The 24,309-nt window shown below is 73.5% G+C and carries 22 protein-coding genes and 1 pseudogene; 10 read left to right on the forward strand and 13 right to left on the reverse strand.

From position 1 onward, the window contains the following. Positions 1 to 21 precede the first annotated feature (21 nt). On the reverse strand, positions 22 to 750 hold the full coding sequence (locus Mco01_RS22625) for an amino acid ABC transporter ATP-binding protein (protein ID WP_204058908.1): 729 nt from the start codon (positions 748 to 750) through the stop codon (positions 22 to 24). A gap of 104 nt (positions 751 to 854) precedes the next feature. Here Mco01_RS22625 and Mco01_RS22630 point away from each other — a divergent pair, with 104 nt between their 5' ends. The 3 genes from Mco01_RS22630 (at position 855) to cpt (ending at position 3,301) form a co-directional block, all read left to right on the forward strand. Then, positions 855 to 1,997 carry an ROK family protein gene (locus Mco01_RS22630; protein ID WP_239103833.1) on the forward strand — a complete coding sequence of 381 codons (1,143 nt, stop codon included), beginning with the start codon at positions 855 to 857 and terminating at the stop codon, positions 1,995 to 1,997. A 27-nt stretch (positions 1,998 to 2,024) separates the two neighbouring features. Beyond that, positions 2,025 to 2,690 carry an HAD hydrolase-like protein gene (locus tag Mco01_RS22635; RefSeq protein WP_204058909.1) on the forward strand — a complete coding sequence of 222 codons (666 nt, stop codon included), beginning with the start codon at positions 2,025 to 2,027 and terminating at the stop codon, positions 2,688 to 2,690. 74 nt (positions 2,691 to 2,764) lie between these two features. Then, entirely contained in the window at positions 2,765 to 3,301 is a 537-nt protein-coding gene (cpt, locus tag Mco01_RS22640) for a chloramphenicol phosphotransferase CPT (protein WP_239103834.1), read from the forward strand. Between the two features lie 15 nt (positions 3,302 to 3,316). Here the strand turns inward: cpt and Mco01_RS22645 are convergent, their stop codons facing one another. The 3 genes from Mco01_RS22645 to Mco01_RS22655 form a co-directional block, all read right to left on the reverse strand. After that, on the reverse strand, positions 3,317 to 5,017 hold the full coding sequence (locus tag Mco01_RS22645) for a glycerol-3-phosphate dehydrogenase/oxidase (protein ID WP_204058910.1): 1,701 nt from the start codon (positions 5,015 to 5,017) through the stop codon (positions 3,317 to 3,319). Between the two features lie 45 nt (positions 5,018 to 5,062). Further along, positions 5,063 to 6,580, reverse strand: coding sequence for a glycerol kinase GlpK (glpK, locus tag Mco01_RS22650; protein WP_204058911.1), 1,518 nt, complete (start codon positions 6,578 to 6,580; stop codon positions 5,063 to 5,065). Between the two features lie 75 nt (positions 6,581 to 6,655). Then, the gene (locus Mco01_RS22655) at positions 6,656 to 7,492 is read right to left on the reverse strand and encodes an MIP/aquaporin family protein (RefSeq protein WP_204058912.1); all 837 of its coding nucleotides are present in this window, start codon (positions 7,490 to 7,492) and stop codon (positions 6,656 to 6,658) included. A 322-nt stretch (positions 7,493 to 7,814) separates the two neighbouring features. Here Mco01_RS22655 and Mco01_RS22660 point away from each other — a divergent pair, with 322 nt between their 5' ends. Continuing rightward, on the forward strand, positions 7,815 to 8,582 hold the full coding sequence (locus Mco01_RS22660) for an IclR family transcriptional regulator (RefSeq protein ID WP_204058913.1): 768 nt from the start codon (positions 7,815 to 7,817) through the stop codon (positions 8,580 to 8,582). A 38-nt stretch (positions 8,583 to 8,620) separates the two neighbouring features. Then, entirely contained in the window at positions 8,621 to 10,132 is a 1,512-nt protein-coding gene (gene glpK, locus Mco01_RS22665; RefSeq protein ID WP_204058914.1) for a glycerol kinase GlpK, read from the forward strand. A 24-nt stretch (positions 10,133 to 10,156) separates the two neighbouring features. Here the strand turns inward: glpK (Mco01_RS22665) and Mco01_RS22670 are convergent, their stop codons facing one another. Continuing rightward, positions 10,157 to 10,486 (reverse strand): hypothetical protein, encoded by a 330-nt coding sequence (locus Mco01_RS22670; RefSeq protein WP_204058915.1) that lies wholly within the window; start codon positions 10,484 to 10,486, stop codon positions 10,157 to 10,159. A 270-nt stretch (positions 10,487 to 10,756) separates the two neighbouring features. Between Mco01_RS22670 and Mco01_RS22675 the strand changes: the two genes are divergently transcribed. Further along, positions 10,757 to 11,455, forward strand: a complete 699-nt coding sequence (locus tag Mco01_RS22675; RefSeq protein WP_204058916.1) for a methyltransferase domain-containing protein — start codon at positions 10,757 to 10,759, stop codon at positions 11,453 to 11,455. Positions 11,456 to 11,837: 382 nt separating this feature from the next. Here Mco01_RS22675 and Mco01_RS22680 read toward each other — a convergent pair whose 3' ends face one another. Next, positions 11,838 to 12,659, reverse strand: a complete 822-nt coding sequence (locus Mco01_RS22680) for a class I SAM-dependent methyltransferase (protein WP_204058917.1) — start codon at positions 12,657 to 12,659, stop codon at positions 11,838 to 11,840. A 132-nt stretch (positions 12,660 to 12,791) separates the two neighbouring features. On the opposite strand from Mco01_RS22680, the gene Mco01_RS22685 reads away from it, so the two are divergent. Beyond that, positions 12,792 to 14,111: a PP2C family protein-serine/threonine phosphatase gene (locus Mco01_RS22685; RefSeq protein WP_239103835.1), complete on the forward strand. Its 1,320-nt coding sequence runs from the start codon at positions 12,792 to 12,794 to the stop codon at positions 14,109 to 14,111. 129 nt (positions 14,112 to 14,240) lie between these two features. On the opposite strand, the gene Mco01_RS22690 is transcribed toward Mco01_RS22685, so the two are convergent. Continuing rightward, positions 14,241 to 15,263 (reverse strand): LacI family DNA-binding transcriptional regulator, encoded by a 1,023-nt coding sequence (locus Mco01_RS22690; protein WP_204058918.1) that lies wholly within the window; start codon positions 15,261 to 15,263, stop codon positions 14,241 to 14,243. 157 nt (positions 15,264 to 15,420) lie between these two features. Between Mco01_RS22690 and Mco01_RS22695 the strand changes: the two genes are divergently transcribed. Further along, positions 15,421 to 15,930, forward strand: coding sequence for an HAD domain-containing protein (locus Mco01_RS22695; protein ID WP_204058919.1), 510 nt, complete (start codon positions 15,421 to 15,423; stop codon positions 15,928 to 15,930). Between the two features lie 16 nt (positions 15,931 to 15,946). On the opposite strand, the gene Mco01_RS22700 is transcribed toward Mco01_RS22695, so the two are convergent. Then, a complete protein-coding gene (locus Mco01_RS22700) occupies positions 15,947 to 16,201 on the reverse strand; it encodes a PASTA domain-containing protein (protein WP_204058920.1) in 255 nt (84 codons plus the stop codon). Between the two features lie 224 nt (positions 16,202 to 16,425). Between Mco01_RS22700 and Mco01_RS22705 the strand changes: the two genes are divergently transcribed. Then, positions 16,426 to 17,160 carry a GntR family transcriptional regulator gene (locus Mco01_RS22705; RefSeq protein WP_204058921.1) on the forward strand — a complete coding sequence of 245 codons (735 nt, stop codon included), beginning with the start codon at positions 16,426 to 16,428 and terminating at the stop codon, positions 17,158 to 17,160. A 220-nt stretch (positions 17,161 to 17,380) separates the two neighbouring features. Here Mco01_RS22705 and frc read toward each other — a convergent pair whose 3' ends face one another. Together frc and Mco01_RS22715 are read right to left on the reverse strand one after the other, a co-directional pair. Further along, the gene (frc, locus tag Mco01_RS22710; RefSeq protein ID WP_204058922.1) at positions 17,381 to 18,604 is read right to left on the reverse strand and encodes a formyl-CoA transferase; all 1,224 of its coding nucleotides are present in this window, start codon (positions 18,602 to 18,604) and stop codon (positions 17,381 to 17,383) included. An 8-nt stretch (positions 18,605 to 18,612) separates the two neighbouring features. Further along, positions 18,613 to 20,289, reverse strand: coding sequence for a thiamine pyrophosphate-binding protein (locus tag Mco01_RS22715; RefSeq protein WP_204058923.1), 1,677 nt, complete (start codon positions 20,287 to 20,289; stop codon positions 18,613 to 18,615). 282 nt (positions 20,290 to 20,571) lie between these two features. Between Mco01_RS22715 and Mco01_RS22720 the strand changes: the two genes are divergently transcribed. Beyond that, positions 20,572 to 20,985, forward strand: coding sequence for a TrmH family RNA methyltransferase (locus Mco01_RS22720; RefSeq protein ID WP_239103836.1), 414 nt, complete (start codon positions 20,572 to 20,574; stop codon positions 20,983 to 20,985). A gap of 180 nt (positions 20,986 to 21,165) precedes the next feature. On the opposite strand, the pseudogene Mco01_RS40250 reads toward Mco01_RS22720, so the two are convergent. The 3 genes and pseudogenes from Mco01_RS40250 to Mco01_RS22735 all read right to left on the reverse strand — a co-directional run. Continuing rightward, a pseudogene (locus Mco01_RS40250) lies at positions 21,166 to 21,858 on the reverse strand (ADP-ribosylglycohydrolase family protein); the annotation flags it as partial. Positions 21,859 to 21,984: 126 nt separating this feature from the next. Beyond that, positions 21,985 to 23,016 (reverse strand): TolB-like translocation protein, encoded by a 1,032-nt coding sequence (locus Mco01_RS22730; RefSeq protein WP_204058925.1) that lies wholly within the window; start codon positions 23,014 to 23,016, stop codon positions 21,985 to 21,987. Next, entirely contained in the window at positions 23,013 to 24,308 is a 1,296-nt protein-coding gene (locus tag Mco01_RS22735; protein WP_239103838.1) for an MFS transporter, read from the reverse strand. Before Mco01_RS22735 ends, Mco01_RS22730 begins: the two co-directional genes overlap by 4 nt. Position 24,309: the final 1 nt, after the last annotated feature.

A 24,309-nucleotide genomic window follows, 5' to 3' on the forward strand; every position in this document is an offset into this window, starting at 1 on the left:
CGTGCCCACCATCCTTTGCGATCAGTGCGTGAGTACCTTGGCCAGGAAGTCCCTGGCCCGATCGGTCGTGGGAGCGTCGAAGAAGGCGTTCGGCTCCCCGGTCTCGACGATCCGGCCGCCGTCCATGAACACCACACGGTCGGCCGCCCTGCGGGCGAACCCCATCTCGTGGGTGACGACCACCATGGTCATGCCGTCCGCGGCGAGCCGGACCATCACGTCGAGGACCTCGCCGACCATCTCGGGGTCGAGCGCCGAGGTCGGCTCGTCGAACAGCATCACCTTGGGCCGCATGGCCAGCGCCCGGGCGATGGCGGCGCGCTGCTGCTGGCCCCCCGACAGGCGGGCCGGCAGCTTGCCGGCCTGCTCCGCGATTCCCACGCGGGCCAGCAGCTCGCGGGCGTCCCGCTCCGCCTCGGCGCGGCTCACGCCGCGCACCTTCATCGGCGCGAGCACGACGTTCTCCAGCACGGTCTTGTGCTGGAACAGGTTGAAGGACTGGAACACCATGCCCACGTCGGCGCGAAGGCGGGCGAGCGCGCGCCCCTCCGCCGGAACCGGCACGCCGTCGACGAGGATCTCGCCGGCGTCCGCCGTCTCCAGCCGGTTGAGGCAGCGGCACAGCGTGGACTTGCCCGAGCCGGACGGCCCGATCACCACCACCACCTCGCCCCGCGCCACGTCGAGATCGACGTCGTGCAGCACGTGGTGATCACCGAACCATTTGTTCAGTCCTCGTACCTGAATCATCGCCATCTTCCTTCGAAATCGAAGATATGGCGGACCGTAATGGATGATTCTGGCCCAAGTCAACGCACTGGCGCAGAAAGTCAACTCGTGGTATTCCTCTCCTCATGTCAGGCAAAGAGAGGTTGCCGGTGCGGGGGGCCCAGGGCGACCTCCTGCGCCTGGTCGCCGCCGGCCAGGCCGAGTCGCGGGCCGAGCTCGCCCGCATGTCGGGCCTGGCCGCGTCGAGCGTCTCCCTCCGGGTCGAGGAGCTCATCGGCACCGGGCTCCTCGTGGAGGAGGGGGCCGGCACCTCCCGCGGCGGGCGGCGCCCCCGCCGGCTGCGGCTCAGCCCCAGCGCGGGCGTGCTCGCGGTGGCCGACCTGGGGGCGCACCACGCCCGGCTCGGCCTGCTCGACCTGAGCGGCACCCCGCTCGTCGTCGAGGAGCGGCCCTGCGACATCGCGCTCGGGCCCGAGGCCACGATGGACTGGATCGCCGCGTCGTTCGAGGACCTGCTGCTGCGGCACGGGCCGCCCGGGGTTCCCCTGCGCGGCGTGGGCACCGGCATCCCCGGGCCCGTCGACCCCGCGACCGGCCGCGTCGTCGCGCCCTCCCGGATGCCGGGGTGGAACAACTTCCCGGTCGCCGAGCGGCTCGGCTCGCACTTCGACCTGCCGGTCCTCGTCGAGAACGACGCCAACCTGATGGCGGCCGGCGAGGCGCGCTCCTGGCCGGGCCGCGAGACGCTGATGGTGCTCAAGGCCGGCAGCGGCATCGGCTGCGGGGTGATCGTGAACGGCGCCCTGCACCGCGGCCGCGGCGCGGCGGGCGACATCAGCCACGTCCGGGTCCGCAGCGACTCGTCCGTGACCTGCTCCTGCGGCCACCTCGACTGCCTGGAGGCGTACGCCAGCGGCGCCGCCCTGATGGCCGTCCTGGGCGAGCAGGGCATCGCGGTCGAGCGGCCCGGGGACATCGTCGCGCTGGTGGAGGACGGCGTGCCCGAGGCCACGGCGCTGGTCAGGAACGCGGGCCGGCTGATCGGCGAGGTCCTCACCGTGCTGGTGAACTTCCTGAACCCGGACGCCATCGTGGTCGGCGGCGGCCTGTCCTCGGCCGAGCCGCTGATCTCGGCGATCCGGGCCGCCGTCTACGAGCGCTGCCTGCCGCTCGCGACCCGGGACCTGGAGATCGCCGCCAGCCGCTCCGGGCCCGACGCGGCCCTGCTCGGCGCCGGGGCCCTGCTGCTCGACGCCGTGCTCGCCTGACCACCCACCGCGATTGGACAGCCGTACGTGACCCGATACTGCCTCTTCGACCTCGACGGCACCCTGACCGACCCCGAGACCGGCATCGTCGCCTCCATGCGGCACGCGCTTTCCACGGTCGGGATGCCGGAGGTGGAGCACGGGCGGCTCCGCGCCCTGATCGGCCCGCCCCTCCAGGACGGCTTCCTCCGGCTCGGCGTGCCGCCGGAGCGTCTCGATGACGCGATGCGCGCCTACCGGGAGCGCTACACCGCCGGAGGAATGTACGAGAACGAGGTCATCGCGGGAGTCCCCGCCGTGCTGGAGGCTCTCCTCGCCGGCGGCCGGACCCTGGCGGTGGCGACGTCGAAACCGGCCGTCTTAGCGGAGAAGATCCTCGTGCACTTCGGGCTCGACGGCTTCTTCGCGTACGTGGCCGGGGCGACGCTCGACGGGTCCCGGCGGCACAAGGCGGACGTGATCCGGCACGCGCTCGACGTCCTCGGCGCCCCGCCCGAGGACGCCGTCATGATCGGCGACCGCAGGGAGGACGTCGCCGGCGCGGCCGCGTGCGGCGTCCGGAGCGTCGCGGTGACGTGGGGGTTCGGCGAGGCGGCCGAATTCGCCGATCCCGGCCTCATCGCGGTGGTGGACACGCCCGGACGCCTCCTCGATGTGCTGACGCGGACGGCGGGCGCCCCTCCGGCACGCTGAACGCCGGAGCGGCAGGGCTGCGTCGGCAGGAAATTGGTTCAGGCCCGGAAGGCCGAACCTCTACCGTGTACGCCGTGACGACTCAGGTGATCGTGCTCAACGGCGGATCGAGCGCCGGCAAGTCCGAGATCGTCCGGCACCTGCAGGCTGTCCTGCCGCAGCCGTGGCTCGCCTTCGGGGTCGACTCGCTCATCGAGGCGATGCCCCGGGCCATGCAGGCATCGGATGCGGGGATCGAGTTCGCCCCCGACGGCGGAGTGAACGTCGGGCCGGAGTTCATGGCGCTGCAGTCGGCGTGGATGGAGGGCCTCGCCGCGATGGCCCGCGCCGGGGCGCGGGTCGTCATCGACGACGTCTTCCTCGGTGGCGTGGCGACCCAGCAGCGGTGGCGGCGCGTTCTCGGCGGGCTGGACGTCCTGTGGGTCGGCGTCAGGTGTGACAGCGCGGTCGCCGCCGAGCGGGAGAGGGCCAGGGGAGACCGGATCCCGGGAATGGCCGTGACGCAGGCGGCGGTGGTCCACGAAGGCGTGGTCTACGACCTGGAAGTGGACACCACGCACACCGAGTCCTCGAAGTGCGCGGAGACCGTCGCCGCTCACGTCACGTCGTAGCCCCCCACCGCTTCCCTAGGCCACGTGTTGCGCCGGGGCGGCCGCTGCGACCCGTACGGCGTTGGCGGCGTCGTCGTCCCGCTCGCGCTGCGCGGCGAGGTCCGCCTCGACGCCGCGCCGGTAGGCGTCGATCTCGGCGCGGACCCGGTCGTCGTCCCAGCCGAGGACGGGCGCGACCAGCGCCGCCACCTCGGGGGCGGCGGCGAGCCCGCGGTCCCGCTCCTCCATGAACACGCGGGTGCGCCGGACCAGGACGTCCTCGAGGTGCAGCGCGCCCTCGTGCGACGCCGCGTAGACGGCCTCCGCCCTGAGATAGCCCTCGGCCCCCGGGATCGGCTCGCCCAGCCGCGGATCGTCCGCCACCAGAGTGAGAAGCTCCTCGGCGCAGGAGCCGTACCGGCCGAGCAGGTGGTCGACGCGCGCGACGGGCAGCCCCGAGCGCTCGGCGAGCCGCCGCCGGTTGTTCCGCAGCGCCTCGAAACCGGCGGCCCCGAGGACCGGCACCCGCTCGGTCACCGACTCGGGGACGGCCTCCCCGAGACCGGCCACCGCCACGTCGACGGCGTCCTTGGCCATGACCCGGTACGTGGTGTACTTGCCGCCCGCGACGATCACCAGGCCGGGCTCCGGGCGGATGACCGCGTGCTCGCGCGACAGCTTCACGGTCTGCGCGGAGCCCGAGCCGGCGAGCAGCGGGCGCAGGCCGGCGTACACCCCCTCGATGTCGGCGTCGGTGAGCGGCGTCCGGAGGACGGCGTTGACGTGGTCGAGGATGTAGTCGATGTCGGCCCGGGTCGGCGCCGGCTCGACCTTGTCCAGGTTCCACGGGGTGTCGGTCGTGCCCACGATCCAGTGCGGCCCCCAGGGGATGACGAACAGCACGCTCTTCTCGGTCCGCAGGATCAGCCCGGTGTCGAGCCGGATCCGGTCGCGCGGGACCACGAGGTGCACGCCCTTGGACGCCCGCACGGTGACGCCGTGCGACGCCCCCGCGAGCCGCTGGATCTCGTCCGTCCACACGCCCGTGGCGTTGACCACCTGGCGGGCGCGGACCCGGATCTCGGCGTCGTTCTCCAGGTCGCGCACGACGGCGCCGGTGACCCGGCCGCCCTCGCGCAGGAACCCGGTGACGCGGGTGCGGGTGGTGACGCAGGCGCCGTACTGCGCGGCCGTCCTGGCCACCGTCATCGTGAAGCGGGCGTCGTCCACCTGGGCGTCGTAGTACTGGATGGCGCCGACCAGGGCGTCGCTGCGCAGGCCGGGGGCCGTGCGCAGGGCCCTGCTGTGGCTGAGCTGGCGGTGCCGCGGCAGCGCCCGGGCGCCGCCGAGCGTGTCGTACAGCAGCACCCCCGCCCCGACGTAGCCGCGCTCCCAGACGCGGTGACGGAGCGGGAACAGGAACGGCACCGGGCGAACCAGGTGCGGGGCCAGCCGCGTCACCAGCAGGCCCCGCTCCCTGAGCGCCTCGCGAACCAGCTTGAAGTCGAGCTGCTCCAGGTAGCGCAGCCCGCCGTGGATGAGCTTGCTCGACCGGCTGGAGGTCCCGGCCGCGAGGTCGCGGGCCTCCACCAGCGCGACGGAAAGGCCGCGCGAGACCGCGTCGAGCGCGACCCCCGCGCCGACCACGCCGCCGCCGACGACGAGCACGTCGAACTCGTCGTCCGACAGCCTCCGCAGCGCCGCCTCCCGGGCGCTCGGGCCCATGGCTACAGACATGTGGTGTGATCTCCTTTGTGATCGGCGGGGGGCGCGGAGGCGCGGTCAGTCGACGTCGACCCAGTCGAGGGTCCGGGTGACGGCCTTGCGCCAGCCGGCGTAGCCGCGCTCGCGCTGCTCGTCGGTCCACTGGGGCTGCCAGCGGCGGTCCTCGTTCCAGTTCTGCTTGAGGTCGTCGGTGGACTTCCAGAAGCCGACGGCGAGCCCGGCGGCGTACGCGGCGCCGAGGGCGGTGGTCTCGGCCACGACCGGCCGGGACACCGGGACGCCGAGGATGTCGGCTTGGAGCTGCATGCACAGCTCGTTGGCCGTCACGCCGCCGTCCACCCGCAGCACGTCGAGGACGACGCCGGAGTCCTGCTCCATCGCGCCCACGACGTCCTTCGTCTGGTAGCAGATCGACTCGAGCGTGGCCCGGGCCAGGTGGGCGTTGGTGTTGTAGCGGGACAGCCCGACGATCGCGCCGCGGGCGTCCGACCGCCAGTACGGCGCGAACAGGCCGGAGAACGCCGGCACGAAGTAGACGCCGCCGTTGTCCTCGACCTGCCGGGCGAGGGCCTCGCTCTGCGCCGCGCCGGAGATGATGCCGAGCTGGTCGCGCAGCCACTGCACGGCCGACCCGGTGACCGCGATCGAGCCCTCCAGCGCGTACACCGGCTTCGACGAGCCGAACTGGTAGCACACCGTGGTCAGCAGGCCGTTCTGCGAGCGGACCAGCTCGGTGCCGGTGTTGAGCAGCAGGAAGTTGCCGGTGCCGTAGGTGTTCTTGGCCGTGCCGGGCTCGAAGCACACCTGGCCGACGGTCGCGGCCTGCTGGTCGCCGAGGTCGCCCGTGAGGGGCACCTCGCCGCCGAGCGGGCCCCCGGGGCGGGTCGCGCCGTACAGGTCGGGGTTGGAGGAGGGCCGGATCTCGGGGAGCATCCGGCGGGGGATGCCGAAGAACGACAGCAGCTCGTCGTCCCAGTCGAGCGTCTCCAGGTCCATCAGCATGGTGCGGCTGGCGTTGGTCGGGTCGGTCACGTGGACGCCGCCGTCGGTGCCGCCCGTGAGGTTCCACAGCAGCCAGGTGTCGGTGTTGCCGAAGATCGCGTCGCCGCGCTCGGCGGCCTCGCGGACCCCGTCGACGTTCTCCAGGATCCACTGGATCTTGCCGCCGGAGAAGTACGTGGCCGGGGGCAGCCCGGCCTTGCGGCGGATCACCTCGCCCTTGCCCTCCCGCTCCAGCGCGGAGGCGATGCGGTCGGTGCGGGTGTCCTGCCAGACGATCGCGTTGTAGTACGGACGGCCGGTGCGGCGGTCCCACACGACCGCGGTCTCCCGCTGGTTGGTGATGCCGAGCGCGGCCAGGTCGGACGCGGTGAGGCCCGCCGTCCGCATCGCGGTCTCGATGACCGCCCGGGTGCGCTCCCAGATCTCGGTGGGGTTGTGCTCGACCCATCCCGCCTGCGGCAGGATCTGCTGGTGCTCCAGCTGGTGGCGGGCGATCTCGTTGCCGCCGTGGTCGAAGATCATGAAGCGGGTGCTGGTCGTCCCCTGGTCGACCGCTCCGACGTAGTCAGCCATTCTCGCGTGCCTCTCGTCTCGTGTGGGTGCCGGGCTCCGGCGCGGCGTCCGCCCCGGTGGCGGCCGCCGCTGGGCTCAGCCGGCCTGGCCGGCGGCGGGCTCGTACGTCGCGGGCTCCGGGGTGCGGCCGGGCTCGGGAGCATCCTCGCGCGGCAGGAAGCGGGCGACCAGGACCTGGTAGAGGCCCGCCCCGATCAGGCCGCCGATCAGCGGGCCGACGATCGGCACCCAGAAGTACAGCCCGCCGTACTGGTCGCGGAACGCCGTGCCGTACCCGGTGATGAAGGACGCCAGGCGGGGGCCGAAGTCGCGGGCCGGGTTGATGGCGTAGCCGGCGTCGGTGCCCCACGCCATGCCGATGGCCACGACGAGCAGGCCGACGATGAACGGCGCGAGGTTGGCCAGCGGGGCGGAGTTGCGCTCGTCGGAGATGGCGAAGATCAGGAAGAGCAGGATCGCGGTGCCGATGATCTGGTCGCGCAGGGCGCCCCACTGCGTGACGGGCAGCGTCCCGTTGCCCGGCAGGGTGGAGAACACGCCCTGCGTCTTGACCGTGTGGCCGGGGTCGACCTTGGCCAGGACCTCGCTGTAGTTCCAGCGGACCAGCAGGGCCGCGACGAACGCGCCCGCCGTCTGCGCCAGCGAGTACGGCAGGACCTTCCGCCAGGAGAAGCCCTTGAAGGCGGCCAGGGCGACGGTGACCGCAGGGTTGAGGTGGGCGCCGCTCAGCCGGGCGGCCGTGTAGACGCCGAGGACCACGCCCAGCCCCCAGGCCCAGGCGATGCTGTCGTGGTCCCCGATGCCGCCCGCCACCACCTGGGCCACCACACCCACGCCGAACAGGATGAGGACCGCCGTCCCCGCGAACTCGGCCGCCAGCTCGCCGAGCAGTTCTCTGCGTCCTTGCGCCATCTCTCCTCCTTCGTCCTCGCCCGTCCTCGCCCGTCCTCGCCCGTCCTCGCCGTCCCCGCACAGGCGGGACCCGTTCGCTGTGAACTCTCCGGGCTGTCCGGACGCTAAATCCGGTTTCGGATGACGTCAACGAATGCCTGTCGGCATTGTCGAACACTGGCCACGTTCGGCGGGCCGTACTAGGCTCGCGCATGTGACGCAGGCCACTACTTTCCGCTACGAATCCCCTGTTTTACGGACGATCTTCGCGCGGCGGCCGAGGGCCCGGTCGGTGGAGTGTCGGCATTGTCGAACACCTTCCGGCGCCGCTAGGATCCCGGTCGTGCCGGGTTCCGTCCAGTCCATCGAGCGTGCGGCCGCTATCCTGCGGCTGCTCGCGCAGGGGTCCGGGCGGCTCGGGCTCAGTGAGATCGCCAACTCCCTCGGGCTGGCCCGCGGCACCGCGCACGGCATCCTGCGCACGCTCCAGCTCGTCGGCTTCGTCGAGCAGGACGACGCGACCGGCAAGTACCAGCTCGGGGCCGCCCTGCTGCACCTGGGCACCAGCTACCTCGACGTCAACGAGCTGCGCTCACGGGCGATCAACTGGGCCGACGCGCTCGCGGCCCGCAGCGGCGAGGCCGTGCGGATCGGCACCCACCTGCAGGGGAAGGTCCTCGTCGTCCACCACGTCTTCCGGCCGGACGACAGCCTCCAGACCCTCGACGTCGGCGTGCTCCTGCCCATGCACGCCACCGCTCTCGGCAAGGTCCTGCTCGCCTACGACGCCAACGCGGCCGCCGCCGTCCAGGACGGCGAGCTGGAGCAGTTCACCCGCCGCACGATCCGTACGGCCAAGGAGATGGGCCGCGCCCTCGCCGGCGTCCGCGACTGCGGGTGGGCGGCCGACGTCGACGAGATCGGCATGGGCGAGGCGGGGGTGGCCGCCCCCATCCGCGGGTACGGAGGGCTCGTGGTGGGCGCGATGGGCATCTCCGGCGCCGCCGAACGCATCTGCGACGCCCCCGGACGCCCTCGCCCCGACCTCGTGGGCTATGTGCGCGACGCCGCGCGGGCGGTGTCCCGCGACCTCGGCGCCTCCCGCTGGTAGCCCCCTCCCCCCGTCCGCCCGCATGGAGGTAGGCCACCGTGGCTGAACGCTATGTGATGTCCATCGACCAGGGAACCACCTCGACCCGGTGCATCCTGTTCGACCACCACGGCCGCCTCGTGTCGGTCACGCAGCGTGAGCACAAGCAGCATTTCCCCCGCCCGGGGTGGGTGGAGCACGACGCCGTCGAGATCTGGCGCAACCTGGAGCGGATCGGGCCCGAGGCGCTCGCCCAGGCGGGCATCGGCCCGGGCGAGGTGGCGGCCGTGGGCATCGCCAACCAGCGCGAGACCACCGTCCTGTGGGACCGCCGCACCGGCCTGCCCGTCACCCCGGCCGTCGTCTGGCAGGACACCCGCACCGACACGCTGGTCGACGAGCTGTCCCGGCGCCCGGACGCCCACGTGGTGCGGGAGCGCTGCGGCCTGCCCCTGGCGACCTACTTCTCCGCGCCCACCATCCGATGGCTGCTCGACCACACCCCCGGGCTGCGCGAGCGGGCCGAGCGCGGCGAGGTCCTGTTCGGGACCATGGAGAGCTGGCTCATCTGGAACCTCACCGGCGGCCCGGACGGCGGCGTCCACGTCACCGACGTGACCAACGCCAGCCGGACGCTCCTGATGGACCTGCGCGCCCTCGCCTGGGACGACACGCTGCTCGACTTCTTCGGCGTGCCCCGGGCCATGCTCCCCGAGATCCGCCCGTCCAGCGAGACGTACGGCGTGGCCCGGCGGGTGGTGCCCGGCGTGCGGATCGCCGCCGCACTCGGCGACCAGCAGGCGGCGCTGTTCGGGCAGACCTGCTTCCACCGCGGCGAGGCCAAGTGCACGTACGGCACCGGCGCGTTCCTCCTGCTCAACACCGGCGACGAGCCGGTCTCCTCGACCCACGGCCTGCTCACGACCGTCGGCTACCAGATCGGCGACCAGCCCGCGGTGTACGCGCTGGAGGGGTCGATCGCGATCACCGGGGCCCTCGTCCAGTGGTTCCGCGACCGGCTCGGCATCATCAGCACCGCCCCCGAGATCGAGACCCTGGCCCGGACCGTCGAGGACAACGGCGGCTGCTACATCGTGCCCGCGTTCTCCGGGCTCTTCGCGCCCCACTGGCGCAGCGAGGCCCGGGGCATCATCGTCGGCCTGACCTCCTACATCACCAAGGGGCACCTCGCCCGGGCGGTGCTGGAGGCCACCGGCTGGCAGACCCGCGAGGTGGTCGACGCGATGAACGCCGACGCCGGCATCGCGCTCACCACGCTCAAGGTCGACGGGGGCATGACGGCCGACAACCTGCTCATGCAGTTCGTCGCCGACGTGCTCGACGTGCCCGTGGTGCGGCCGATGGTCGCGGAGACCGTCTCCCTCGGCGCGGCGTACGCGGCCGGGCTGGCCGTGGGCTACTGGCCCGACCTGGAGGGCCTCCGGAGCAACTGGCACCGGGCGGCGCAGTGGCTGCCGTCCATGGACGCCGGGCGGCGCGAGGAGGAGTACGACAACTGGCGCCGCGCGGTCGAGCGCACCTTCGACTGGATCAAGCCGCCCGCCACCTGACCACGCCGGTCGCGGGCGGCCGTGTCACGAGGTGGGTCCGACGCCCGGCTCCGGCTCCGGCATGCCCGACTCGTCGTCGGGAGTCTCGACGTCGGACGGGCCGCCCAGCAACCCGGGCAGCGCCGTCGCCCCCTTCGCCGGGCCGCCGGCCGGCTCCGGCGTCTCCGGCGCCGGCGTCTCCACGTCCCCGGGACCGCCGACCAGGCCGTCGTCGGGCTGGGGAGTGCGCGGTAGGTGCCCGCCTCCGCCGGCCGTTCCGCCGCCCGCGCCGGACCTGCGGCTCACCGCGTCGCTCTCGCCCCGTACGGCGCCCTCGTCGTCCTGGCCCGCCGGCTCGCGCTCGATCTCGTTCATCACCGTCACCTGCCCCGACGCCCGGCGTCCATCCATCCTCGCAGAGGACTCCCGGGGCGTCCGCGTGCGGGCCGCCGCCCTCGGGGTAGACGACAGATGACCCCGCGGGGCGCGGCGGCCGTCCGATGCCGGGGACCCCCGGCCGTCCCGGACCGGTGACCGCGGTCGTGGTCGCGGCTTCCGGTCGCGTGAGGAGCGGGTTGGACCACAGCGCGAGCCAGATGAGAGGGGACCGATGAGCCTCGTCCGCGGACCCGGCCGGAGGCCGGCGTGAACCGGCGGCGGCGCGACCTGCTCGACCGCGACCTGGAGTGCGCCGCGGCCGACCTGATCGCCCACGACTCTCGGCTGCGCCCTCTCGACGTGCGGGTGCGCTTCGACGGAGGCGTGGCCCACGTGGACGGCGAGGTGGCGGACGAGCGCGACCTCCCGCTGTTGCGCGAGACGCTCGGACGGCTGGGCGGGGTGCTCGCGGTGTGGGACCGGGTGCGCGTGGGCGGCGCCGAACCCCGGGTGGTGGACATCGGCTGCGGCGACGTCAAGCAGCACCCCGGCAACATCGGCGTCGACGTGCGCCCGACGCCCTCGGTCGACGTGGTGGCCGACCTGGTCGACGGCGTCCCGCTGGCCGACGAGTCGCTGGACCAGGTCTTCGCGGTCCACGTCCTGGAGCACCTGCTCGACTTCCTGCCGCTGCTGCGGGAGTGCCACCGCATCCTGCGTCCCGGCGGCGTCCTGCACGTGCTGGCGCCCTGGTGGGGCCACGTCAACGCGGTCGCCGACCCCACCCACGTCCGGCTGGTCGACGTGCAGACCTTCAAGCACCTGTGCCGGCCCGACCGGGAGGGGCTGTGCTGGTACCCCCTGCTGGTCACCCGGGACGAGTCGACCGTCTTCGCCGACATGATCCCGGTCAAGGGCCCCTGGACGCCGGCCGACGACCGGCGGCTGGCCCGCTTCTTCGACTGACGTCCCGCGTTGGTGAGAGGCTGCCGACGGCCGGGCGTCCGGGACCGCCCGGGAAGCGGAGACGGACGGGGGCGCCATGGGCGAGATCGGCGACGAGGGCCACCGGAGGGCCGCCTGGCGGCTGGCCGAGACGCATCTGGAGAAGGGCGACCCGCTCGGCTGGTTCGAGCCCCTCTACTCGGCGGCCGGGCGCGGGGAGGCGCTCGTGCCCTGGGCGCACGGCGTGCCCGACCCGCACCTCGTGGAGTGGCTCGGCCTCCTCAGGGGCGACGGCCGCTCCGCCGTGGTGGTGGGATGCGGGCTGGGGGACGACGCGGAGTTCCTTGCCGGGCGCGGCAGCGGTGCGCCAGGCGGCACGTGTGCTCTTCTTCTGGAGGCCGTCTCAGCCGGTCACCGGTTCACGGGGGGCGAGGGCGGCCGTGATCATGTGTCCGGTGGCGCCGAGCAGCGTCGGGTCGCCTTCGGCGCGCCGGGCCGCGTCCAGCAGCGCCGTCCGCCGTTCCGGGTCGTCCAGCCACGCGTCCAGGGTCTCGTACCAGGCGAAGACCCCCTCCAGCGCGTACCGTCGGGGGCCGGGCAGCCCCGCGTCGGCGAACTCGCCGAGGATCTCGTCCGGGTGGTGGAAGTAGGCGGTGGTGAACCCGCTGCCCGGGTGCGAGCGCAGAAGCCCGTCTCCGGCGACGTCGTCGGCCACCCCGCGCACCGCCTCGTCGGCGTAGGCGCCCTTGCGCACCAGGTCGTGAACGGCCGCCCACCTGCTGATGGTCGCCGCCGCCACGACCCCGCCCGGCCGTACGGCACGGCGGGCCTCGGCCAGCGCGCGGACCCGGTCGGCCCGATCGGGCAGGTGGTAGAGCGGGCCGAGCAGCAGCACGGCGTCGGCCGTCGCGTCGCCGGCGTCGAGTGCCCGGGCGTCCCCAAGCGCCGCCGTCACCCCCGGCAGCCCGGACGCCCGCTCGACGTGGGCGGGGACGGGGTCGACCAGCTCGACGGCGTACCCGTCGGCGGCCAGCCATTCCGCGTGCACCCCGGTGCCGCCGCCGACGTCGAGGACGCGGGCGGGCGGGGGCGGGAGCAGGCGGCGCAGGACGTCCTGTGTCCGCCACAGTTCCAGCCGGCCCCGGCCTGACCGGAGCCGGGCGTCCTCGCCTCCCCCGAGGTAGTACTCGAGGATCTCCGACGCGAGCTCAGGCGGTTTCCCCATGATCAGAGGGTGCCGAACCCGCCGCGCCGCGATCAACCGGATTAGGCGGCGCAACCGCTCGGCGAGTACCGAACGTATCCGAAATAGCGTCTGCCTCTCGTCACGCCGTGGCGTAATGGTGGAGGATCGTAGGTGGCGACAGCCCTCCGAGGAACGGGGGTGGCCATGCGTGGGCGGGAAGCACCGAACGAGACCGGCGGCGGTCTGCTGCGGACCCTGACCGAGCTTCTCGAGACCAGTCACCGGGCGGCGGTCGAGGACCTTCCGGCCATGGTGGGGGCGAGCGCCCGGCAGGCCGGGCTGGGCGACGTCGAGATCTACCTCATCGACCTGCAGCAGAACGTCCTGCGACGCCTGCGGGGGCGTCACTTCGGCGGAGAAGCCCCCCTCGAGACGGCCGACGCGATCCGCGCCTTGGGGGCCGACGCCGAGCAGGACGAGATCCGCGTCGACACCACCCTGGCGGGCAGAGCCTTCCAGGAGGTCCGGACCCTGGCGAAGACCGGCCCCGGCAACCGTCCCGAGCACTGGTGGGTGCCGCTGGTCGACGGCAGCGAGCGCATCGGCGTCATGCGCGTCGCCCCGGCCGGGGACGACGAGGGGGCGATCGAGGCGATGCGGCACCTCGCCTCCCTCCTGTCGCTGCTCCTGGTCAGCAAGGGCAGCTTCAGCGACACCTACGCCAGGATCGTCCGCAGCCGGCCGATGAACGTGGCCGCGGAGCTGCAATGGAACCTCATGCCGCCGCTGACGTTCAGCGACAGCGTGGTGACGATCGCCGGCATGCTCGAGCCCGCGTACGAGATCGGCGGGGACGCGTTCGACTACTCGATCGCCGGCACGGTCGCCCACCTCGCGATCTTCGATGCGATGGGCCACGACGTGTCGGCCGGGCTGACGGCCAACCTCGCGGTGGCCGCGTGCCGCAACAACCGGCGGCAGGGCATCGGCCTGCCGGACAACAGCGAGCGGATCGAGCAGGTCCTGATCGACGAGTTCGGCAAGGCCAACCGGTTCGTGACCGCCATCCTCGCCGACCTGGACACCACCACGGGGACCCTCACCTGGGTCAACCGGGGGCACCATCCGCCGGTCGTCATCCGGCGGGGCCGCTGGATCGCCACCTTGCAGTGCCCGCCGGCCCATCCGATGGGTCTCGGGCTCGGCCTGCCCGTGACACTCTGCCGCGAGCAGCTCGAACCGGGCGACCGCGTGCTCCTCTACACCGACGGCATCACGGAGCTGCGCACGCCGGGCGGGACGGAGTTCGGGCTGCCGCGGTTCGTCGACTTCGTGATCCGGCAGGAGGCGGCCGGGCTGCCCGTGCCCGAGACCCTCCGCCGGCTGACCCGCGCCGTCCTCGACTACCACGACCACCGGCTGGACGACGACGCCACGGTCCTGTTCGTGGAGTGGCACGGCCCGCCGCAGCGTCTCGACGACGAGGCCTGACCGGCATCGTTCCCGCGGCTGGGCCGCAGGCCGGCAGCGGGACGGGCGGTGCGCCGGCGCCGACCCCAGGCCGGCGAGGGGACGAGCGCCGTTCCGAATCCGGTTCGGGCGAGGTGAGCGACGCGGGGGTCAGGCCGGCGAGGGGGTCTGCGCCGGGCCGACCGTGCTCTCGCGCACGACGAGGCGGTGGCTCGCCCGCACCTCCCGCGGCGGGCCGCCGGGGCCCCCGTCGACACGCCGCCGCAGCAACTCGACCGCCGTACGGGCGAGCTCGGCCTTGTCGGGCGCGACCGTGGTCAGCGTCGGCGTGCTGAACCGGCCGTCCTCGATGTCGTCGACGCCCGCCAGGGCCACGTCCTCGGGCACCCGCAGCCCCGACGACAGGACGGTCCGCATCGCGCCCAGCGCGAGCAGGTCGTTGAAGCAGAAGACGGCGTCCGGAGGCTCGGGCTCCGCCAGCAGCCGGGCCATCGCGGCGGCGCCCTCCGCCCTGCTGTAGCGCTCCACGGCGGCGGTCAGCCGCGGCAGCCCATGGGCGGCCACCGCCTCGGCGTACCCGGCCAGCCGCAGGGCTGCCGTCCCGGTCGCCGGGTCGTCCTGGACGCCGAGGGCGGCGACCCTCCGCCGGCCCAGCCCGGCCAGGTGCTCGGTGACCTCGCGGGCCGCCCGCACGTTGTCGATCGCCACGTGGTCGGCGGGGCCGTCGTAGATCCGCTCGCCGAGCAGCACGAGTGCGGTGTCGTCGATGCGCGCGGCGAGCTCCTCGGCGCCGATGGCCACCGGGCTGAGGATCACGCCGTCGACGCGGTGGTCCCGTACGCCGTCGAGGACCTGGCGCTCCCGCTCCAGGCTTCCGTCGGTCTGCTCGATCACGACGATCCACCGGTGCCCGGCCGCGGCGTGGATGACGAACCGCGACAACTCGGCGAAGTAGGGCGGGTCGAGCTCGGGCAACGCCAGCGCGATCACACCCGTCCGCCCGAGCCGGAGGTTGCGGGCCGACAGGTTGGGACGGTAGTCGAGCTGGGAGAGCGCGTACTCGACCTTGGCCCGGGTGGCCGCCGACACGTGCGCGTAGCCGTTCACCACGTTGGAGACCGTCTTCACCGACACGCCCGCCAGCAGCGCGACGTCGCGCAGACTCACTCCCATCGAGTTCAGCCCTTCGATGCCGGACGGCGTCCCCCGCCGTACCGGATCCGATCGTAACGCCGGTCGCCGACGCCCCTCTCGGCTCTCGCACCACCCTCGTACGGTCTGGGAACGAAACGGCGTGGCTCTCACCGAGGCGGGCGGCGAAGATGGGGCGATGGCGATCTCCCCCCTCGTGCTGCTGGACGTGGACGGGGTGCTCAACCCGTCGCGCCGCTCGTCCCCGCGCTTCCGGCGGCACACGTACGTCCTCGACGGCCGGCCCCACCCGCTGCTCCTCGACCCCTCCCACGGCCGGGCGCTGCTTGCGCTGGCCCGCGATACGGGCGCGGAGCTCGCCTGGGCCACGACGTGGAGCGAGGACGCCAACCGGGAGATCGGGCCGCGTATCGGGCTGCCCCTCCTCCCGGTCGTCCCGCTGGACGCCGACACCCCTGTCCCGGCGGAGGTGCACCCCAAGACGGTCCACGTGGCGGAGTACGTGCGGGGACGGCCGTTCGTGTGGTTCGACGACAACCATGGCGAGGCGGACCGGGAGTACCTGCGTGCGCACGCTGACGTCGGCGACTTCCTCCTCGTCGACGTGGACTCCCGGAACGGCCTGGGGGCCGGCCATCTGGACACGGCGCGGGACTGGCTCACCGCCCGGGCGTCCATGGGCGCCTGACACGGTCGGTCGCGGCTCAGCCCTCGGGAAGCTCGGACTCCAGTGCGCCCTCGGGCGAGACGGGACGGCGGGGCTCGCGGACGCCGCCGGGATCGCCGGGGTCGTGGCGGACCCACACCGTGACGGTCGCCCAGCGGTGGAGACGGGTGCCGGGAGGCGGGGCCTGCGAGACGACGACGCCGTGCATCACGGGGTCCGGTCCGTCGGGGTCGGGCCCCTGGAGAAGCAGCCCATGGTCGTGACCGGCGAGCCAGGCGTTCAGCGCCTGCATGCCGCGGAAGTCCGGAACGACGATCTCGTCGGAATGGTCCAGCTCAGGTCACCCGCAGCCCAGGGTACGGCCGCCGGCCCGGCCCGGACAAGGCCGCCGTGTCTGCTTGGGTCAGATCGCCACGCCTGCGCGTGCGACGGGTTCACGGAAGTGATCACGCGGGGACCAGCACGAATGGAACTGTATGCTGTAGGCGGTCGACGAGAAACCGTGAGGTCTCCACCGTGACAACGCCCCGGCCGAGTGCGGCCGCGAAGATCCCCCGCCCCGTCCCGCTGCGGGAGAGCGTCTTCGAGGCCCTGCTCGAACTCATCATCTCCACCCAGCTCAAGCCGGGCCAGCACCTGGTCGAGAACGAGCTCGCCGAGCTGCTGGGCGTGTCCCGCCAGCCGGTGCGGGAGGCCCTGCAGCTGCTCAGCGGCGAGGGCTGGGTCGACCTCCACCCGGGCCAGGGCGCGTTCGTCCACTCCCCCAGCGCCGAGGAGGCCGACCAGTTGCTCGCCGTACGGGCGCTGCTGGAGACGGAGTCGGCCCGGCTGGCGGCGCGCAACGCGGACGAGAAGGGCGTCGCCCGCCTCCGCGACCTGTGCGCACAGGGCCTGGCGGCGGTCGAGGCCGACGACGTCGACACCGCGGTCACTCTGAACTCCAAGCTGCACGCCACCGTGGTGGAGCTGTCCGGGAACGCGGTGCTGGGCGACCTCGCCGCCCAGGTGTCCCGGCGCGTCCGGTGGTACCACACGCCTGTGGCCCGGCGGCGGGGCCGGACGTCCTGGGAGGAGCACGAGGCGCTGATCGACGCCATCGCCGCCCACGACGCCGACCGGGCGGCCGAGCTCATGAAGCGCCACACCGAGCAGACCCGCGACCTGTACCTGAACCAGCTCGGGGAGGAGCACCCGCCGCAGCCGCTGCCCGCCCGGCGCAGGCGCCGCTCCTCGGCCTCCTTCGGCAGTTGACACGGATGTCACCTGCCGCTCGCGTCGGTGAAACACATCCACCCGACGATGGAGTCGGGTGGATCGACCGCACGACGTCCGGCGACGCGCCGGCCTTCCGAGGACAGGGGATGCCTCACCGGGCCGGTCGCGTCGCCGAACGCCCCCGTCGTCTCCCTTGGCGGACGCGCTTCTGTGCCGCGTCGCCGGGGCGTCCGGGGCGACGTGCCGGGACGCCTGGCTAGATCACCCCGTTCGTCTTGAGCTCAGCCAGCTCGCCGGGCGGGACGCCGAGGGCCGCGTAGATCTCCTGGTTGTGCTCACCGAGCAGCGGCGACGTGGTGACCTCCACCGGCGACGCCGACAGCTGCAGCGGGCTGCCGACCGTCACGAACGAGCCGCGCTCGGGGTGCTCGACGCTGACCACCACACCCTCCTCGCGGAGGCTCTCGTCCTCTAACAGCTCGCGGGCGGACAGGATCGGCCCGCAGGGGATGTTCTCCACGTTGAGCCGGTCGAGCACGGCCCATTTGTCCTGGCGGATGCTCCACTCCTCGATGAGCTGGAACAGCTTGTCCAGCTTGGACAGGCGCGCCTCGGGCGTCGCCCACTCGGGGTCGTCGGCCAGCTCGGGACGCCCGATGATCGCGGCGAGGGCTCTCCAGCCCACCGGCTGGACGATGACGTAGACGTAGTCGTTGGGCCCGCCCGGCGCGCAGCGCACGGCCCAGCCGGGCTGGCCCCCACCGGAGGCGTTGCCCGACCGCGGCACCTCGTCGCCGAACGTCCGGTTCGGGTACTCGCGGAGCGGCCCGTGGGCCAGCCGCTGCTGGTCGCGCAGCTTCACCCGGCACAGGTTGAGGACGGCGTGCTGCATGGCCACCTGGACCCGCTGGCCGCGACCGGTCCGCGTCCGCTGGTAGAGAGCGGCCAGGATGCCGGCGGCGGCGTGCACCCCGGTGCCGGAGTCGCCGATCTGGGCGCCCGTGGCCAGCGGCGGGCCGTCCTCGAAGCCGGTGGTGCTCATCGAGCCGCCCATCGCCTGGGCGATCACCTCGTACGCCTTGAAGCCGGCGTAGCGGCCGGGCCCGAAGCCCTTGATCGAGGCGTAGACGAGGCGGGGGTTGAGCTCGCTGAGCCGGTCCCAGGTGAAGCCCATGCGGTCGACCGCTCCGGGCCCGAAGTTCTCCACCAGGACGTCCGCCGACTTCACGAGTTCCGTGAACAGCTCTCTGCCCCGCTCGCTCTTCATGTTGAGCGTGATGCTCCGCTTGTTGCAGTTCAACATGGTGAAGTAGAGGCTGTCCACGTCCGGGACGTCGCGCAGCTGCCGGCGCGTGATGTCGCCGGTCGGGGCCTCCAGCTTGACCACGTCGGCACCGAGCCAGGCCAGGAGCTGGGTGCACGAGGGACCCGACTGCACGTGGGTCATGTCGAGGACGCGGACGCCGTCCAATGCCTTCATCGCCCCTCCTACCTGTACATGGTCTGGTTCATGGTCCCGGGGGCGTAGACCTCCGGATCGACCCACACGTTGATCAGTGACGGCTTGCCCGACGCGCGTGCCCGTTCCAGCGCCGGCCGGATCTCGGCGGGGTCGCGCACCTCCTCGCCGTGGCCGCCGAGAAGCTTCGCGAAGTCGCCGTACCGGATGTCGCCGAGCGTGTTGCCGACCCTGGCCCGCTCCTCGCCGTATTTGGCGGCCTGGCCGTACCGGATCTGGTTCATCGAGGAGTTGTTGCCGACGACGCCGACGAACGGCAGGCCGAAGCGGACCATCGTCTCGAAGTCCCAGCCGGTGAGGCTGAACGCGCCGTCGCCGAACAGCGCGACGACCTCCTTGTCGGGCCGGGCGTACTTCGCGGCCATCGCGAAGGCGACGCCGACCCCGAGGGTGCCGAGCGGCCCCGGGTCCATCCAGTGGCCGGGCGACTTCGGCTGGACGACCTGCCCGGAGAAGGTGACGATGTCGCCGCCGTCGCCGATGTAGATCGAGTCCTCCGTGAGGAACTCGTTGATCTCGTGGACCAGGCGGTAGGGGTCGATCGGCCGGGAGTCCGACAGCTGCCGGGGCAGGCGCTTCTCGTAGGCCCTGGTCTCGACCGCCCGCAGTTCCTCGATCCACTCCTTGCGCCGGGCCGCGCCGCCGTCGATCCGGCCGGAGGCCGCCTGGGCCGCCGCGCTCAGGATCAGCCCGGCGTCACCGACGATGCCGAGGTCGATGTCGCGGTTCTTCCCGACCGTCCGGTAGTCGAGGTCGATCTGGACCACGGTGGCCGTGGGCGACAGCCGCTCGCCGTACCCCATCCGGAAGTCGAACGGCGTGCCGACGATGATGATCAGGTCGGCCTCGGTGAACGCGTACCGCCGCGACAGCTGGAAGTGCAGCGGGTCGCCCGGCGGCAGCGTGCCGCGGCCGGAGCCGTTCATGTACGCCGGGACGTTGAGCGCCCGGACGAAGTCGACCGCGGCGTCGGTGGCGCGGCAGGCCCACACCTGGCTGCCGAGCAGCACACAGGGCTTCTCGCTGTGCGCGAGCAGGCAGGCGAGCCGCTCGACCGCCTCCGGGTCGCCCGCCTGGCGCGTGGAGGCGCGGTAGCGGCCCGCCCGCGGGATCCGGGCGCGCTCGAGCGGAACCCTGGCGTCGAGCACGTCACGCGGGATCTCCAGGAACGACGGGCCGGGGGCGCCGTGGTAGCACTCGCGGAAGGCCATGGACACGATGTCGGCGACCCGCTCGGTGGACGGCACGGTCGCGGCGAACTTGGTGATCGGCGTCATCAGGTCGACGTGCGGCAGGTCCTGCAGCGAGCCCATCTTGTGCCGGCTGAGGGCGCCCTGCCCGCCGATGAGCAGCATGGGGCTCTCCGCGCGGAACGCGTTGGCGACCCCGGTGACCGCGTCGGTCGTGCCGGGTCCCGCGGTGACGACCGCGCAGCCGGGCTTGCCGGTGATGCGCGAGTAGCCGTCCGCCGCGTGCGCGGCCACCTGCTCGTGCCGCACGTCGATGACATCGATGCCCTCGTCGACGCAGCCGTCGTAGATGTCGATGATGTGACCCCCGCAGAGCGTGAAGATCACGTCAACACCCTCGGCCTTGAGGGCCCTGGCCACAAGGTGACCGCCAGAGATCGTTTCCGGCTCGGACATCGTGCCGTCCTCTCGGAGATGCGTCTACTCCATACTGTATACCGCATGCAGCACTCGTCACGCGTCATGGCCTGGCTCTACAGTGGACGGCGGACCTTGATTTCGTCGATGGCCCGGGCGCGCCGCTGAAAGCGCCCTTCTCATGCACGTCGCCGGAGCCGCCCGTCCCCTCTCGTGAGCGGGCCCGCCGTACGCGTCCGGACACCCAGAGACCTGCGGGGCGAACGACGCCGCCGTCCTCTGCGCTGCCCGGATCATCTCGTCGCCGCGCCGCTGTGGCCCATGCACGGCGCGAACCTCGGAACCCTGCTGCGCACCTGTGATGCCGTGGGCGCCTGTCTCGCCGTACCTCGCCTGCCGTGGGTGCCGGAGGCGCTGGCACGCGGGAACACGCTGCGCCGTCCCGCCTGCGTGCACTGGACCGGCGACCCGCTGACCTGGCTGGCGCGGCAGCGGGCGGGCGGCCGGCGGGTGCTCGGCGTCGAGCTCGCCGAGGAGGCCGTGCGCCTCGCCGACCTGCCGATGGCCCGCACGCCGACGGTCGCCGTGCTCGGCCACGAGCGCGAGGGCATCCCGCCGGAGGCTCTTGACCTGCTCGACGCGGTCGTGGAGATCCCCATGATCGGCGTCGGGGCGAGCCTGAACGTCGCCGTGGCCGGGTCGCTCGTCCTCTACAAGCTCGCCGGCTTCGCCTGAACGAACCTCCGTCAGGCGGCACGGAGGGCGGCCAGCCGTGCCGCCAGGTCGTCCACCTCGGCGTCCTCGGGAAACCACACGCGATCCCACCACACCGGCCCGCCCTGCCCGGGGGGCGCCGCCGAGCACCCCGCCGACGATGGCGGCGACGGTGTCGGTGTCCCCGCCGAGCGTCACCGCGTACGTCTGCGCCTCGACCAGGTCGGTGGACCGGCGGACGACGTGGGTGACGGCGGCGAGGGTCTGGACGGCGTCGATCGTGACGCCTCCGGGGGGCGGCCTCCAGTCCCCCTCGGCGGCCCGCCGCACCTCGTCGAACTCCGGCCGGCCGAGCCATTCGGCCTCGGAGACGGCGGCGTCGAGGATTCCGTCCGTTCCGCCCAGCCCGCGGCTCGCCATGGCGGCGACCAGGCAGGCCGCGCCGATCGCGAGCGGGCTGGGGTGGGTCCCCCGCGCCAGCTCGGCCGCGAGGTCGCGGCGGCGGTGCGGATCGGACGCGGGGACGGCCCAGCCGACCGGCGCCATCCGCATGGCCGCGCCGTTGGTCGCGCCGGTACGGGGGTCTCCGGGCGGCGGCGGAAGCAGGCCGGTCGCGGCGAAGTGCCGCAGCGCCGCCCGCGTCGTCGGGCCCGTCCCGCGGATCCGGTCGGCCTCGGCGCTGAGCCGGAGCATGAAATCCTCCGCGGTGGGCCGTCCGCCGGTGTCGGCGATGAGCCGGGCCACCAGCATCATCTGCGCGGTGTCGTCGGAGGTGGCCCCTCTCGGCCAGCCCCGCGAGGCCGGGACGTCGAACAGCCGCCCCCGGTCGACATCCCCGGGCGGGGCGCCCTCCCACGGGACGCCGAGCGCGTCCCGGGCGACGAACGCCCGCATCGCGGCGGCGACGGCGCGGCGACCCCCCGGGTCTCCCGATGGCGTGGCGGAGTGGGACACCGCTCGATGCTAGCCCGGACCCCCGCGAAGGCCCCGCGTCCCTCCCGTGTGGGCTTGCCGCCGGCGTCAGACGAAGGCGGGGTTGAGGGCGGCGACGGCGATCCGGGACGGCCTGCCGGTCCCGTCGGCCGGGACCGACCACAGGTCGTCGCCGAAGTCGCCGGCCAGGCCGTAGAGCACGGTGTTCCCGCCGGCCCACACGACCTGGTCGTCCACGCTGCGCGTCTCGGCCAGCGGCGTCTCCCGCATGGTCCGCAGGTCCAGCGCGTACAGCCGCCACGGCGCGTCCGGGCTGAGGCCGGGCACGCGCTTCTTGAACACCAGGCGGGTCCCGTCCGGCGACAGCGACGGGCACTCGACGTTGGGGCGCAGCGTGGTCACCGTGCGGGCGGCGACGTCTCCGCGGACGAGGTACGTCCGGCCCCCCGTCGCCAGCGTGGCGTAGAAGTGCCCGTCGTCGGAGAAGGTGACGCCCCACAGGTTCACGTCGGCGGCGTGGTAGGGCCGGCCGTCCTTCACGATCGCGTACGCCTCCAGGCTGGGCGTGAGCGTCCACGTCCGGGTGTCGAGGATCGAGGTCCGGGTGGAGAAGGAGCCACCGGCGTAGGAGTCGCCGCCCACGAAGACCGTCCAGGCGGCCATGCGGCCGGAGGGCGACACCCGGGTGCGCGACGGGATGCCGGCGAGCGGGAACTCGCGCAGCGTCCGCAGGCGGGAGTCGAGGACGCTCGCCAGGTAGCTCTCCCCCACCGCCGTCTCCTCCTTGCGCAGGCACACGCCGGTCCCGGCGGCGGCGTGGAAGCGCAGGCACCGGACCGGCGCCGCCGTGCGCGGCCCGCCGGGGTCGCCGGCCGGCACCGAGACCAGGTCGTCGCGGTACGGCCCCCAGGCCATGTTGCGGAACACCATCCGCCGTCCGCCGCCGTCGAGGGTCACGGCGCCGCCCGCGACCGACGGCCCGCCCTGGTGCGGGCGGTCACGCCGCTCCGCCCGGTCGGCGGCGCGCAGCACGGAGGCGGCGCCGATCGACCCCAGCAGCGCCACCGCGGCCAGCAGCGTGACGACGCGGGCCCGGCGGCGGGTGAGGTGCGGCGTCATCGGGTCTCCGGGCCGCGCAGCGCGTACGCCGCCCACCCGGCGCAGATCGCGAGCCCGCCCGCGGCCAGGGCGAGCGCGGCCCGGTCGCCGATGACGGTCCACGCCGCCCCCACCGCCAGCGAGCAGCAGAAGCGGGCCAGCGCCTGGCCCGTCCCGATCAGCGCGAGGCCGCTCGCCCGCAGGCCGGGCGGCACGGCCCCGGCCGCGGCAGCCGGCAGCACCCCGTCGGTGGCGGCGTAGAAGGCGCCGTGCAGCGCGAGCACCACGACCGGCAGCCATCCGCTCTGCGCGGGCACGAGCAGCAGGCCGTACGCGAACAGCAGCGCGACGTGGCCGCCCAGGAACACCCGGCGGCGCCCGACGCGGTCGGCCAGCATCCCGAGGGGCAGCGCGAGCAGCAGGAAGGCGCCCGCCGTGCCGAGCGGCAGAAGCGGGAACCAGCGCTCGGCGATGCCGAGGCGATGCTGCAGCAGCAGGTAGACGAACGCGTCGCTGACCGTGGTGAGCCCGAGCAGCGTCGCGCAGACGGCGAGCCGCCGCACCTCGGGGCGGCGGAGCAGCGCGAGCGCCGACCGCACGGTGACGGGCTCGGCCTGGGCCTCGTCCGCCTGGGCTGCCTGCCCGGGGACGGCTCGGCCGCTCGGGACGAACAGGAGCAGGACGAGCACGCCGAGGGCGGCCACGCAGAAGCTCAGTGTGAAGACCGCGTCGTACCCGTCCGCGGCCACGCCGAGCACGAGGAACGCGACGAGGGGGCCGAGGAGCGCGCCGCCGGTGTCCATGGCGCGGTGCACGCCGAACGCCCGCCCTCGGTTCTCCGGCGTCGAGTTCAGCGAGATGAGCGCGTCGCGCGGGGCCGTGCGGATGCCCTTGCCCGTACGGTCGAGGGCCAGCACCGCGCCGATGGCCGGAAGCGTCTGCGCGAGCAGCAGGAGCGGCTTGCACAGGGCGGACAGGCCGTACCCGGCGACCGCGACGGCCTTGTGCCGCCGCCCCCGGTCGGCCAGATGGCCCCCGAACAGCCGGACCAGCCCGCTGACCCCGTTGTAGACGCCGTCCAGCACGCCGAACCCGAGGGGGCTCAGCCCCAGCCCGGCCACCACGTAGAGCGGCAGCACGGCGGTGACCATCTCCGAGGAGACGTCGGTGATGAGGCTCACCGCCCCGAGAGCGACGACGGTTCCGGAGATCGCCCGGGTGGTCCGGCCCGGCTGAGCGGCCCGGGCCTCCCGGCCGGCGGGCGCCTCCTCGGACTCGTCGGCGGGAGCCGGGCCGCGTTCAGCCAGGTACAAG

The sequence above is a fragment of the Microbispora corallina genome (assembly GCF_016863035.1).
Classification (GTDB): domain Bacteria; phylum Actinomycetota; class Actinomycetes; order Streptosporangiales; family Streptosporangiaceae; genus Microbispora; species Microbispora corallina.

Bases quoted from the DNA above. Each gene is read 5' to 3' on its own strand.
- frc (WP_204058922.1), bottom strand. From the start codon at position 18,604: ATGAAGGCATTGGACGGCGTCCGCGTCCTCGACATGACCCACGTGCAG.
- Mco01_RS22670 (WP_204058915.1), bottom strand. From the start codon at position 10,486: ATGAACGAGATCGAGCGCGAGCCGGCGGGCCAGGACGACGAGGGCGCC.
- Mco01_RS22655 (WP_204058912.1), bottom strand. From the start codon at position 7,492: ATGGCGCAAGGACGCAGAGAACTGCTCGGCGAGCTGGCGGCCGAGTTC.
- Mco01_RS22730 (WP_204058925.1), bottom strand. From the start codon at position 23,016: ATGACGCCGCACCTCACCCGCCGCCGGGCCCGCGTCGTCACGCTGCTG.
- Mco01_RS22630 (WP_239103833.1), top strand. From the start codon at position 855: ATGTCAGGCAAAGAGAGGTTGCCGGTGCGGGGGGCCCAGGGCGACCTC.
- Mco01_RS22645 (WP_204058910.1), bottom strand. From the start codon at position 5,017: ATGTCTGTAGCCATGGGCCCGAGCGCCCGGGAGGCGGCGCTGCGGAGG.
- Mco01_RS22715 (WP_204058923.1), bottom strand. From the start codon at position 20,289: ATGTCCGAGCCGGAAACGATCTCTGGCGGTCACCTTGTGGCCAGGGCC.
- Mco01_RS22690 (WP_204058918.1), bottom strand. From the start codon at position 15,263: ATGGGAGTGAGTCTGCGCGACGTCGCGCTGCTGGCGGGCGTGTCGGTG.
- Mco01_RS22720 (WP_239103836.1), top strand. From the start codon at position 20,572: ATGCACGGCGCGAACCTCGGAACCCTGCTGCGCACCTGTGATGCCGTG.
- Mco01_RS22695 (WP_204058919.1), top strand. From the start codon at position 15,421: ATGGCGATCTCCCCCCTCGTGCTGCTGGACGTGGACGGGGTGCTCAAC.
- Mco01_RS22680 (WP_204058917.1), bottom strand. From the start codon at position 12,659: ATGGGGAAACCGCCTGAGCTCGCGTCGGAGATCCTCGAGTACTACCTC.
- glpK (WP_204058911.1), bottom strand. From the start codon at position 6,580: ATGGCTGACTACGTCGGAGCGGTCGACCAGGGGACGACCAGCACCCGC.
- Mco01_RS22700 (WP_204058920.1), bottom strand. From the start codon at position 16,201: ATGCAGGCGCTGAACGCCTGGCTCGCCGGTCACGACCATGGGCTGCTT.
- Mco01_RS22625 (WP_204058908.1), bottom strand. From the start codon at position 750: ATGATTCAGGTACGAGGACTGAACAAATGGTTCGGTGATCACCACGTG.